At 75.5% G+C, this 12,278-nt stretch carries 8 protein-coding genes; 3 read left to right on the forward strand and 5 right to left on the reverse strand.

Going from position 1 to position 12,278, the window contains the following annotated elements:
- The first annotated feature begins 133 nt into the window (after positions 1 to 133).
- The 3 genes from eccE (at position 134) to OG447_RS30675 (ending at position 5,073) form a co-directional block, all read left to right on the forward strand.
- Complete coding sequence (gene eccE / locus OG447_RS30665) at positions 134 to 1,408, forward strand: type VII secretion protein EccE (RefSeq protein ID WP_266940744.1); 1,275 nt, start codon at positions 134 to 136, stop codon at positions 1,406 to 1,408.
- Positions 1,405 to 2,103 carry a hypothetical protein gene (locus OG447_RS30670; RefSeq protein ID WP_266940746.1) on the forward strand — a complete coding sequence of 233 codons (699 nt, stop codon included), beginning with the start codon at positions 1,405 to 1,407 and terminating at the stop codon, positions 2,101 to 2,103. The genes eccE and OG447_RS30670 overlap by 4 nt, the downstream gene beginning before the upstream one ends.
- Positions 2,104 to 2,235: 132 nt before the next feature.
- Positions 2,236 to 5,073, forward strand: coding sequence for an SCO5717 family growth-regulating ATPase (locus tag OG447_RS30675; protein WP_266940748.1), 2,838 nt, complete (start codon positions 2,236 to 2,238; stop codon positions 5,071 to 5,073).
- Between the two features lie 98 nt (positions 5,074 to 5,171).
- Here OG447_RS30675 and OG447_RS30680 read toward each other — a convergent pair whose 3' ends face one another.
- From OG447_RS30680 to OG447_RS30700, 5 genes are all read right to left on the reverse strand, one after another.
- The gene (locus OG447_RS30680; protein WP_266940750.1) at positions 5,172 to 6,128 is read right to left on the reverse strand and encodes a bifunctional riboflavin kinase/FAD synthetase; all 957 of its coding nucleotides are present in this window, start codon (positions 6,126 to 6,128) and stop codon (positions 5,172 to 5,174) included.
- Between the two features lie 133 nt (positions 6,129 to 6,261).
- Positions 6,262 to 10,140: a hypothetical protein gene (locus tag OG447_RS30685; protein WP_266940751.1), complete on the reverse strand. Its 3,879-nt coding sequence runs from the start codon at positions 10,138 to 10,140 to the stop codon at positions 6,262 to 6,264.
- A gap of 298 nt (positions 10,141 to 10,438) precedes the next feature.
- Positions 10,439 to 11,347 (reverse strand): tRNA pseudouridine(55) synthase TruB, encoded by a 909-nt coding sequence (gene truB / locus OG447_RS30690; RefSeq protein WP_266940752.1) that lies wholly within the window; start codon positions 11,345 to 11,347, stop codon positions 10,439 to 10,441.
- Positions 11,344 to 11,805, reverse strand: coding sequence for a 30S ribosome-binding factor RbfA (gene rbfA, locus OG447_RS30695; protein WP_266940753.1), 462 nt, complete (start codon positions 11,803 to 11,805; stop codon positions 11,344 to 11,346). Before rbfA ends, truB begins: the two co-directional genes overlap by 4 nt.
- A 34-nt stretch (positions 11,806 to 11,839) precedes the next feature.
- Entirely contained in the window at positions 11,840 to 12,133 is a 294-nt protein-coding gene (locus OG447_RS30700; RefSeq protein ID WP_030651158.1) for a DUF503 domain-containing protein, read from the reverse strand.
- Positions 12,134 to 12,278 lie beyond the last annotated feature (145 nt).

A 12,278-nucleotide genomic window follows, 5' to 3' on the forward strand; every position in this document is an offset into this window, starting at 1 on the left:
GCTCAGCGCCCTCCGGACCAGGGCAGTCAGGGCTTGTTGGGGTGGATTGAGGAGGTTCCGGAGCCGTGCGGCAAGTGTCGCGCAGCGCCGGGGCTCACGGGGTCTGGCCCCGGAAAGGTGAGGTGCGCGAGCGATGGCCACTGCGACGGAGCCGGCCACCGGCACGGCCGCACCCGCACGCGGCGGGGTGACGCCGCATCCGAAGTCGAGCCCGGGCCGGTTCGGTCCGTTCCGATTGCAACAGCTCGTGCTCCTCCAGGTCGCGGCCGCCGCCCTGCTGGTGGCCTGGGTGATCGAACCGCTGCTGCTCGTCCCGGCCGGTGTGCTGGCGGTCGTGCTCGTCCTTCTCGCGGTCGTACGCCGCCACCAGCGCTCCCTGCCCGAGTGGATCGGCGGCGCGCTCGCGATGCGCGCGCGACGGCGCCGGGCCGCGTCCCTGGCCGTGCCCACGGGCACCGAGCCCGGGCTGGCCCCGCTGGTCGAGGCCGACCCGGCGCTGCGCACACTCACGTTCAGCGACCGCGACCGGCGGCCCGTCGGAATGATCGGCGACGGGACCTTCCTGACCGCGGTCGTCCAGGTGGACACGGACGCCACCGCCCTGCGGCCCGACCGGGCGGCCCGGCCGCTGCCCCTCGCGCTGGTCCGGGACATCCTCGAAGTGGACGGCATCCGGCTGGAGTCCGCGCAGCTGGTGCAGCACACCCAGCCGGCGCCGGCCCCGCACCTGCCCGCCCAGTCGATGGCCACCCGCAACTACGCGCCGCTCCAGGCCCGGACCGGCACCCCGGCGGTGCGGCTGACCTGGATCGCGCTCAAGCTCGACCCGGAGCTGTGCCCCGAGGCGGTCGCCGCCCGCGGTGGCGGGCTGGGCGGCGCTCAGCGCTGTGTGGTGCGGGCCGCCGACCAGTTGGCGAGCCGGCTGGCCGGTGCCGGGTTCAAGGCCACCGTGCTGACGGAGCAGGAGCTGACGGCCGCGCTGGCGACCTCCTCGTGCGCGAACCCGATGGCGATCACCCAGGCGGGACGGTCGGCCAGCACGGGCCGGCGTACCGAGGAGACCTCGCGGACCTGGCGCTGCGACGACCGCCGGCACACCACGTACTGGATAGGCCGCTGGCCGCAGCTGGGCGGCGCCGGGTCGGCGGCGCTGCCGCAGTTCGTGGCACTGCTGACCTCGCTGCCCGCGCTGGCGACGAACTTCAGCCTGACGATGGCCCGGGCGGAGCGGCACGGTGTGACGCTGACCGGGCACGTCCGGGTGACCGGGCGCAGTGACGAGGAACTGGTGTCGGCCCGCCGCGAGTTGGAGCGGACGGCCCGGGGAGTGAAGGCCGGGCTGGTGCGGCTCGACCGCGAACAGGTACCGGGGCTGCTGGCTTCGCTGCCGCTGGGAGGGGCGCGATGAGGGGCGGATTCGGGCTGGTCGGGCCCCGGCGGGAGCGGCATGTGGTGCCCGCGGCGGACCTGGACTCGCTGGCGCTGCCCGTCGGGGACGACGGGGTCGTCATCGGAGTGGACGCCGAGGGCCGCCCGGCGGTGCTCGGCATCAACCGGCCGACGCCGTACGAGGTGACGCTCATCGGCGGCCTGTGGACGGCCCAGGTGCTGGCGCTGCGCGCGGCGGCCACCGGGGCGCGCGTCGCGGTGGAGACCGGGCGCGGCCAGGCGTGGTCGGGGCTGGCCCAGGCGGCCGGCGGCGGGCAGCAGTGCGTCACCTTGCACGAGGTGGGCCGGGTGCCGCCGCAGGGCGCGTCCGCGGGCAGCCCGGTGCTGGTTGTCCGCGACTGCGGGATGCGGCCGCCGCGCGGCCGTGTGGTGGCCGGGCCGTGGCAGTCGGTGCTGACCCTGCTGCCGTACCTGAGCCCGACGGCGCCGCGGCTGCTCCAGCAGTCCTCGCTGGTGGGCGTGCAGCGGGTGTCCCCCGACGAGGCGGAGCAGATCGGCCGCCTGATGAATCTGCCGCGGGCCTCGGTGGATTCCCTGCCGACCCTGGGCGACGGGGTCACGCTGTGGTGCAACCAGCGGGACCGGCAGTTCGTGATGACACAGGGGACGGAAGCGGAGACGGGCCTGCTGGGCCCGTCGCGGCGCATCGACTGACCCGGTGGCGGGGCTTGCCGGAGGCGCGGGCCGACGGGGTGCGGACATGCGCGGCGAGGGCGCGATTAGGCTGAGTGCGGGCGCGGCGTCGAGGTGGGCGCCGGACCGGTGTTCGACAGACCAGGAGGACCAGTGAACGGCGATCGGAACGAGAGGCGCGGCGGGACGTGGGACGTCCCGACGGACGATCAGTCCGACGCGGAGCCCGAGCTGACGGGCGAGTTCACCATCGACTACACCCCGCCGGCCTGGTACACCCAGGGCGCGGCTCCGGCCGCGTCGGTGCCGGGGCTCCCGGAGGGCAGCGGGTTCGAGCCGCACCGCCCGTCGGAGGTGGCCTCGCCCCCGACTATGCGGATGGCTCCGCCGGCGCCGCGGACCCCGTCGGACGGTGCGGGCGTGCCCGCCCCGTTCTCGGCGGCGCCCGCCCCGACCCCACTCCCCTCCGAGGCCGCACCGCCCGTGCCTCCGGCTCCGGCCGATCCCGCACCCGCGCCGTACGCGGCCCCGGCATCACCCGCCACCCCGACGGCTCCGGCTCCGGCTCCGGCTCCGGCTCCGGCTCCGGCTCCGGCTCCGGCTCCGGCCGATGGTGTGCCGCCCGCGCCGTACGCGACCCCGCTTCAGGCCGACGCCGTACCGCAGGACCCGTACGCGAGCCCGGCCCCGGCCGAGCCGAGCCCCGCGCCGTACGCGGCCCCGCCGCAGGCCGACGCCGTACCCCAGGGCCCGTACGCGACGCCGAGCCCGGCCCCGGCCGAGCCGAGCCCCGCGCCGTACGCGACCCCGCCGCAGGCCGACGCCGTACCGCAGGGCCCGTACGCGAGCCCGAGCCCGGCTGAGCCGAGCCCCGCGCCCTACGCAGCCCCGCCCGCGCCCGTTACCCCGCCGGCCCCTGCCGAAGCCGTGGCACAGCCCGCGCCGTACGCGGCCCAGCAGCCCGACGCCGTACCGCAGGACGCGTACGCGGCCCCGAGCCCGGTCGAGCCGAGCCCCGCGCCCTACGCGGCACCCCACATGTCTCCGGCCCCGGCCGAAGCCGCAGCCGCGGATGGCCCTTGGGACGGCGTTCGGGCGGAGGCCGAGTCCGACCGCGCGGGTGCGCCCGTGTCCGGTTCCGCCGCGGGGACTCCTTTCGAGGGAACCGGCGCCGCACCGGTCGGCTCCGAGCCGGTGCAGGGCTCCGCCTCGCCGCACGACACCCCGGCCGACGGGACGCCCCTCTTCCCCGGCGCCCAGGCGCCGACCCCGTTCGCGGGATCCGGTGGCGAACTGCCCCCGCCGCCGCCCGCGTTCGCGGTCTCAGGCGCGCAGGACGGCTACGGCTTCCCGCCCGCACCCGCACAGCCGCAACCGCAGGCTCCGGACGGCTACGGGTTCCCGCCGGCACCCGCACAGCCGCAGCCCCAGGCCCAGGCCCAGGACGGCTACGGCTTCCCGCCCGCACCCGCACAGCCGCAGGCCCAGGCTCCGGACGGGTACGGATTCCCGCCGGCACCCGCGCCGCCCCAGCCGCAGGCCCCCGACGGGTACGGGTTCCCGCCCGCGCCCCAGCAGGCCCAGGCCCAGCCCCAGGACGGCTACGGCTTCCCGCCCCAGGCACCCGCGCAGCCGCACGCCCCGCAGCCGCAGGCCCCCCAGGCCCCGCAGCCGCAGTTCGACCCGCACGGGGGTGCGCCCTGGTCCGCCGGACCGCAGCAGCACCAGCCCCAGCAGCAGCAACCCCAGCCGCAGCCGCCCCAGCCGCACGACCCCCGCTACCCGGCCGGCCAGCCCACCGGTGGGGCTCCGCTCGGCTACACGGCCGCCGTCGAGCTGTCCTCCGACCGCCTGCTGCGCAACAAGCAGAAGCCCAAGAACAGCGGCGGCGCCCCCGGCGGCGGGCTGTTCCGCTTCGGCGGCAAGGCAGCCGAAGCGGAGCGCCAGCGCAAGCTGGAACTGATCCGCACGCCGGTGATGTCCTGCTACCGGATCGCCGTCATCAGCCTCAAGGGCGGCGTCGGCAAGACCACGACCACCACCGCCCTCGGCGCCACCCTCGCCACCGAGCGCCAGGACAAGATCCTGGCCATCGACGCGAACCCGGACGCCGGCACCCTCGGCCGCCGCGTCCGCCGCGAGACCGGCGCCACGATCCGGGACCTCGTCCAGGCGATCCCGTACCTCCACTCGTACATGGACATCCGGCGGTTCACCTCGCAGGCCCCGTCGGGCCTGGAGATCATCGCCAACGACGTGGACCCGGCCGTCTCCACCACCTTCAACGACGAGGACTACCGCCGCGTCATCGAGACGGTGGGCCGCCAGTACCCGATCGTCCTCACCGACTCGGGCACCGGTCTGCTGTACTCCGCGATGCGCGGGGTCCTGGACCTGGCCGATCAGCTGATCATCATCTCGACCCCGTCCGTGGACGGCGCCAGCAGTGCCAGCACCACGCTCGACTGGCTCTCCGCCCACGGGTACGCCGACCTCGTCTCCCGCTCCCTCACCGTCATCTCGGGGGTCCGCGAGACGAGCAAGATGATCAAGATCGAAGACATCGTGCAGCACTTCGAGACCCGCTGCCGGGGAGTCGTCGTGGTGCCCTTCGACGAGCACCTCGCGGCCGGCGCCGAGGTCGACCTCGACATGATGCGGCCCAAGACCCGCGAGGCTTACTTCAACCTCTCCGCCCTCGTGGCAGAGGACTTCGTCCGGGCCCAGCAGCAGAGTCAGCAGGGCCACTGGGGAGCGCCGCAGCAGCCCCAGCCCGGCCAGCCGCCGGCTCCGCAGCAGCCGTACGGGCATCCCCAGGGGCAGCCCGGCTACCAGCCCGGGTACCAGCAGCCGCCGCAACAGCCGCAGCCCCAGCAGCCCTACGGCCAGCCCTACCCGCAGCCCGGCCAGCCCTGGCAGCCGCCGGCTCCGCAGCCGGGCCAGCACCCGCAGCAGCCTCAGCAGCCCCCGCGGGACCCGCGCCTCGGCTGACACGGAGCGAAAGCAAGGAGGGCCCGTACCGTCCCGGATCAGTGATCCGGGGCAGTACGGGCCCTCACCCGTTCCGGCTGGCGGCAGCCGGTGGAGCGTCAGCGCTCCACGTCGTACGCGTCCGTCAGCACCCGTGCCCGCTTCACATCGTCCGCGATGGCCTCCAGCAGCCCGTCGAGCGAGTCGAACTTCGCCATCCCCCGCACGTAGGCGAGGAAGTCGACGGTCACGTGCAGGCCGTACAGGTCCAGCCCGATGCGGTCGATCGCGTACGCCTCCACGGTCCGCTCCGTGGCGTCGAACTGCAGGTTCGTCCCCACCGAGATCGCCGCGGGCATCCGCTCGCCGTCCGCCGTCAGCCAGCCCGCGTACACCCCGTCCGCGGGGATCGCGGTGTGCGGGCGCGTCTCGACGTTCGCCGTCGGGTAGCCGAGCTCGCGACCGCGCTGCGCGCCGCGCACGACGACGCCCTCGACCCGGTGCGGCCGCCCCAGGATCTCGGCGGCGCCCTCCATGTCGCCCTCGGCGACCAGCCGGCGCGCCAGGGTCGAGGAGAACGGCACGCCGCCGCCCGCCTCGCCGCGCTCGACGAGGTCCACGACATCGACCTCGTAGTCGTAGGTGGAGCCCAGCTCACGGAGGAAGTCGACGTTCCCGGCGGCACGGTGGCCGAAGCGGAAGTTCGGGCCCTCTATGACCGCGCGCGCGTGCAGCTTGTCGACGAGCACCTTCACGATGAAGTCGGCCGGGGACAGCTGCGAGAAGTCCGCCGTGAACGGCAGGATCAGCAGGGCGTCCACGCCCAGACCGGCCATCAGCTCGGCGCGACGGTCGTAGGAGGCCAGGATCGGCGGGTGGCTGCCGGGGCGGACGACCTCGCTCGGGTGCGGGTCGAAGGTGACGACGACGGACGGGACTCCCAGCGCGCGGGCCTTGGCCACGGCCCGCCCGATGATCAGCTGATGGCCCCGGTGCACACCGTCGTACGAGCCGATGGTGACGACGCTGCGTCCCCAGTCCTGGGGGATGTCCTCCAAGCCACGCCAGCGCTGCACTGTGACCGCTCCTCGCCCGAACCCGTGTAGTCCTTGAACTGATTGCCGATTGCAGGTCTAAGACTGCCATGCCGGTGGCCGGTGCCCCGCATCGGCGTCTCGCCTCCCCCGGCCCGGGCCCGGGTCCGTCATGTCAGGTCACGTCCGGGGCCGCCGAGCTGAGCGTCTCCACCGTCCGGCGGGCACTCGGTCCCAGCAGCGCCGCCGCCTCCGCGCCCGCCTCCGCCAGCCAGCGGGCGACGAGCGCCCCGAAGGCCGGGTCGCTCCGGGCCAGCTCCACCGTCCGCCGTTCGAACACCGCGGGCCCGCCCGGAGCCCGCATCAGCTGGCGTCCGGTGCGCCGCAGCAGCTCCCGGGTCCGGCCGGGCGGCCGTACGCCGGCCCCGGCCGCCACGGCTCCGAGGAACGCGTCGAGCACCTGGGCGTCGGCCTCCTCGCGCAGCAGTACGTCGGCCAGCTCGCCCCGCAGCGGGTACGAGGGCTCGCCGCCCGGCGCGGCCAGGACCAGGGCCAGAGCGGACCGGACCACCTCCGGGGCGGACCGGAGCAGGTCCAGGACCAGCGGGCGCAGCACGGGAGCCGCTGCCGGGCCCTGTTCGAGGCGCCGGTCCACGAACGCGGCGGCGTGCGGGGCGTCCTCGGGGCGGCGCGCCAGGTGCTCCCGTACGAGGTCGCCCGCGCGCCGGGCCAGCCCCGGCGTCGTCAGCGCGGCCAGGGCGCGCAGCACCTCCCCGTCGGCCCGCTCGCGCAGCGCGGCGAACACCGCGTCCTGGTCGGGCAGTACGGGCAGGGCCGCCACCAGCGTCTCGGCGGGGAGCCGGGAGCCGCGCCCCGGGTCGCGGAAGCAGGCGAGGGCCTCGGGCAGGTACCGGCCGCGCACCTGCGGGTCGCGGAGCAGCACCGCCAGGGCGCTGCCGTGCAGGGCGGCGTCGGCGGGGCGGGCGAGCAGCGCCTGGGCGGCGTAGCGCAGCAGGTCGCGGTCGGCGGGGGTGCGCACGTGCGGGGCGGTGGCCTGCCCGTACACGGCGGCCGCGACCCGGCGCCCGGGCCCTTCGTCGTGCGCCCAGCGGTCCACGGCCCGGCACAGGGCGGAGGGCTCCTCCTCGGCGAGTACGGCCAGCAGCTCGTCGGCGCGCGGGTGCGCGGCGGCTACGAGTGCCTCGGTCAGGTCGTCCACGGCAAGGCGGCGGTGGGTGTGGAGCAGGGCCTGCGCGGCGGCGGCCACGGTGGCCCCGGGGCGGCCGCGCAGCCGGCGCTCGTCGGTGAACCAGCCGCAGAGCAGCGGCTGGGCGAGCCGCGGGTCGCGGACGAGGCGCCGGGCGGCGGCGTCCAGGTAACGGTCGCCGGGGACCGCCTCGGCGGGGTCGAGGGGCAGCAGGCGGCGCAGCAGGTCGAGGCGGTCGGGCTCGGGCAGCCGGAGCCGGTTCCAGAACCACCCGCCGAACTCCCCGGGTCCGGTCCGGGCCACGTGTTCGGCGAGGGCGTGCAGCACGGGGAGGTGCGGCCGGGCGTCGGGAGCCCGGAGCAGGCTCTCCCGCAGCAGCCGGCCGGCCCACCAGACCCGGTCGTGGCCGCCGGGGACGGTCTCGGGTGGTTCCTCGGCGAAGCCGTTGAGGCGTTGGACCAGGTCCATGAGCGCCCGGGCCAGCTCGTCCGGGGGCAGCCTGCGCAAGGCCTCCAGGACGGGCCCGATCCGGTGCCGGGGCACGGGCCGCGCCGCTTCGGCGGGGCCGTGGACCAGGGAGCCGAGTGCCGTCGGGACGTCCAGGTGGCAGGCCTGGATCCAGTCGGACAGCTCCTCGTGGGCGAAGCGGTAGCCGGACCCTACGGGCACCAGCAGCCCCTCGGCGAGCACGGCGGAGGCCCACCCGGTGCGCCACGGGAACAGCTCCTCGAAGGAATCCCGGTCCAGCCGGCCCCGTCCGGGCCCCAGACACCGGCGGGCCGCCTCGTGCACCCGGCCCGCGACCCGCGCCGCCAGCCGCCGGACCCCGGGGCCGTGCACCCCGGCGGACCCGGCCCCGGCCGCGGCGACGCGGACCGCCGCGCGCAGGCAGAGCAGGTCGAGGTGGGCGGCGAAGACCTCGTCGCGGCCGGGGCGGCCCGCGGTGACACCGGCCGCGCGGATCCCGGCGAGCAGGCGCAGGGTGAGCGGATGGCGGGCGTCGGCCTCGCGCACGGCGTCGGCGGGCACACCGAGCCTCGCCCGGGCGGTCTCGGCCTCGGTCGGGGTGAGGTCGCCGACCAGGAGGGCGGGCGGCAGCCGCCGGGCCGGGCGGGCCGGGCTGTGCAGGGCCCCGGGCGGGTACAGGGCCCCGGCCCGTTCCCAGTGCTCGGGCCGGGCGGCGACGATCATGCGGGCCCCTGTCGCACGGAGCCACGCCGCGGTGGCCGCGCTCCACGGGCTCAGCCGGTGCGCCATTTCCGGCGGCATCTCCTCCGGGGCGTCCAGCACGACCAGCAGGGCCCGCCCGGCCTCCGCGCCCAGCCGTGCCACCCGTTCGGCAGGCCCCTGCCCGTGGGCGTGCTCCCCCGGCATCCCCGGCCCGTGGGCAGGAGCCCCTGCCCCGGGTACGGCCGCCTCACCGGTCGGACCCGGCGCCGGCCCGACCCAGGCCGGGTCGAGCGAGGCCCACCCCCCGAGGCTCCCGGCTCCCGGCCCGGCGACCGGGAGCGGGGCCGAGGCAGGGGCAGCGGCAGCGGCAGGGCCGACGGCAAGGGCCGGGCCAAGGGCCGGGGCCGGCGCCGGTCCTGGCGCGCAGGACCCGCAGGACCCGCAGGACGCGCAGGACGCGGAGACCGCGGCGGGCCCTGACGACCCGAAGGATCCGTAAGGGCCAGAGGATCCAGAGGGGTCGGAGAGGCCAGAGGGGCCAGAAGATCCGCAGGTTGTAGAAGGTCCGCCGGACGCGGAGGACTCAGGGGACGCGAGGGGTCCGAAAGATCCCGTCGCGGCAGCCGTCCCCGCCGGTGCGTCGGCCGCCACCGTCCGGGCCGCCTCCGCCAGCGCGCGCGTCACCGCGTCGGCGACCGAGCCGTCCTCGCCCCGGAGGTCCGCCCCGCGCAGCCACAGGGTCGGCGCCGGGCGGGAGCCCCGGGCCCGCCTCGCGGCCAGGGCGGCCAGGGCCGTGGTCCGGCCGGTGCCCGGTTCTCCCACCAGGCCGAGGACGGGGTGGTCCGACGAGGTGAAGGCGGCGAGTTCGGCTTCGATCGCGGGCCGCTCCACGGGCTCGGGCCCTGTCACGCCCGGCCGGAAGGCCGTGTCCAGCGTGTTCGCGGTCAGTTCCAGCGCACCGGCGAGGTTGAGGTCCGCCCCGTGGCCCGGCACGGTCGCGGCGTTGCGCTCCAGCAGCGCGGCCAGCGGGCCCTCCGGGTCGGCCGCGGCCGCTGCCCGCAGAGCCACCGCGAAGTCTCCGGAGCGGTGCTCCGCCCGCAGAGCGGTGCCCAGCACCGCGAGCACCGCTCCGGTTCCGGCGTCCAGGACGGGACCCCCACGGGCCTCGCCGCCCAACCGCAGCGCGTCCCGCCCGTCCGTGCCGATCGCCAGCTCCACGGCCAGCTCCGCCGGCATCACACGGGCCCGGTCCGCCGCCGGATAGCCGCTGACCTCAGCGCCGCCCAGCACCCGCGCCTGCCGCCAGCCCCGCGCGGCCAGCCGTACGTAGGTCCCCGGGGCGATCGGCTCCCGCACCGCCACCGGAAGCGGCCGCATCCCGAGTCCGTCGGTCCGTACGAGTGCCAGCGCCACCTCCGGCAGCACGGTCACGTCCTCGGGCTCGGCAAGCCAGGTCCGCCCGGCCGGTCCGGGCCCGTGCAGCAGCACCCGGGGCAGCCCGTCGACGGCGTCGTGGCCGGTGACGACCGTTCCCTCGCAGTCCGCAAGGAATCCGCTGCCGCGCGGCACCCCTGCGGGATCACAGATCCTGACGAGTTCCACCGCTCCGCCGCCGACCACGGCGACTCCACGGGCCCCGCTGGCCCCGCCGGTCTCACCGACCCCGTCCGTCGCCACAGCCGCACCACTCCCCCGCCACGCCCCGTCCTCACGACGGTAGGCAGGTGAAGATCAGCACGAAAAGCACGCAAGACGAACGCGCCCCCCTACGCTCCCTCCATTCACTCCGAGCGCCTGCTCGGACGGGTGAATACGGGGGTCCGGGTGGATAGAGACCTACCCGAGGGGGGTCGTGGAGCGGTGAGCAGCAGGCAATGTGCGCTCACCGCTCCACGTCGGGGAGACGGCGGGTACCGGGTACCGCGTCGCGGCTACCGGCCACCGGCCACCGGCCACCGGCCACCGAGTGTCCGGATCAGGCGAAGACCGCGAGGGACTTCGCCTTCCCGCCCTTGCTCTCCACGAGCCCGAGCAACTGCCCCTGCGGCCCGTAGACCGCGACCGCCTTGCCGGGCTCGTACTCCTCCGGCATGTCGATCCGCACGCCGTTGGCGAGCAGCGAGGCCCGCCGGGCGTCCAGGTCCCAGCGGGGGAAGGCCGCGGCCGCCGCCTCGCCGATCGGCATGACGGTCAGCTCCTCCTGGAGCTGGTCCAGCGTGCGCGCCCGGTCGATCTTGTACGGGCCCACCCGGGTGCGCCGCAGCGCGGTCAGGTGCCCGCCGACGCCCAGGTCGGCGCCGAGGTCACGGGCCAGCGCGCGGATGTACGTACCGCTGGAGCAGACGACGGAGACGACGAGGTCGACGACCTTGGTGCCGTCCTCGGCCTCGGCCTCGCGCATGTCGTACACCTGGAACGAGGAAACGGTCACCGGCCGGGCCGGGATCTCGAAGTCCTCGCCGTCCCGGGCGCGCTTGTAGGAGCGCACGCCCTTGATCTTGATGGCGCTGACCTTGGACGGGACCTGCATGATCTCGCCGGACAGCTTGGCGATCCCCGCGTCCACGGCGTCCCGGGTGACCCCGGTGGCGTCCGTGGAGGAGGTGATGTCGCCTTCGGCGTCGTCCGTCAGGGTGTTCTGGCCCAGCCGGATCGTGCCGAGGTACTCCTTCTCCGTGAGCGCGAGGTGGCCGAGCAGCTTGGTGGCCTTCTCGACGCCCAGGACCAGCACGCCCGTCGCCATCGGGTCGAGCGTGCCGGCGTGGCCGACGCGGCGGGTCCTGGCGATCCCGCGCATCTTGGCGACCACGTCGTGCGAAGTGAAGCCGGACGGCTTGTCGACGATGACAAGGCCGTCCGGAGTCTTCCCTGCGTCGGTGCTCATTCCGCGGCTGCGTCCTCGTCGGAGTCGTCGGCGTCCTCGTCGGGCTTCTTGTACGGGTCGGCTTCGCCGGCGTACTTCGCGCCGGAGGAGACCTCGCGTACCTGGGCGTCGGAAGTCCGCGCCTTCTCGAGGAGGTCCTCGATGGTCTTGGCGTTCTCCGGGAGGGCGTCCGCGATGAAGGTCAGGGTGGGCGTGAACTTGGTCCCCGCCGCCCGGCCGACCGCGGAACGCAGTACGCCCTTGGCGCTCTCCAGGCCCGCTGCCGCGCTGGCCCGGTCCTCGTCGTCGCCGTAGACCGTGTAGAAGACCGTGGCCTCCCGCAGGTCGCCGGTGACGCGGGTGTCCGTGATGGTCACGTGCGTACCGAGACGGGGGTCCTTGACGCCACGCTGCAGCTTCTCGGCCACCACCTCCCGGATGAGGTCCGCCAGCTTCTTCGCCCGCGCATTGTCGGCCACTGGTCCGTCTCCTTCTTTTCTTGCATACAAACAATCAGTCTTCATCACCGTGGAGGCGCCGTCGTACGGACAGCAGCTCCACTTCAGGACGCGCCGCGACCAGCCGCTCGCAGCGGTCCAGTACGTCCGAGAGGAACCCCGCGTCCCCACTCACCAGAGCGACCCCTATGCGGGCCCTTCGGTGCAGGTCCTGGTCGCCCACTTCGGCCGCGCTCACGGAGAACTTGCGTTGGAGCTCGGCGACGATGGGCCGGACGACGGAGCGTTTCTCCTTCAGCGAGTGGACGTCGCCGAGGAGCAGATCGAAGGACAGAGTCCCCACGTACATGCAGTTCCGGATATCCCGCCGGTGCGGGTTCGGTGGCCTGCCGGCCGTCGCTCGGCAGGGTCACCAGAACCGTACACGCAACGGCCGGGGCCGATCGACGGATATTCCGCCGACCGGCCCCGGTGTTACGAGTTACGACACGGTG

This window comes from Streptomyces sp. NBC_01408 (assembly GCF_026340255.1).
GTDB lineage: Bacteria > Actinomycetota > Actinomycetes > Streptomycetales > Streptomycetaceae > Streptomyces.

Excerpts from the sequence above, each read along its gene's own strand:
- OG447_RS30700 (WP_030651158.1), bottom strand. The coding sequence starts at position 12,133 with ATGTACGTGGGGACTCTGTCCTTCGATCTGCTCCTCGGCGACGTCCAC.
- truB (WP_266940752.1), bottom strand. The coding sequence starts at position 11,347 with ATGAGCACCGACGCAGGGAAGACTCCGGACGGCCTTGTCATCGTCGAC.
- eccE (WP_266940744.1), top strand. The coding sequence starts at position 134 with ATGGCCACTGCGACGGAGCCGGCCACCGGCACGGCCGCACCCGCACGC.
- OG447_RS30670 (WP_266940746.1), top strand. The coding sequence starts at position 1,405 with ATGAGGGGCGGATTCGGGCTGGTCGGGCCCCGGCGGGAGCGGCATGTG.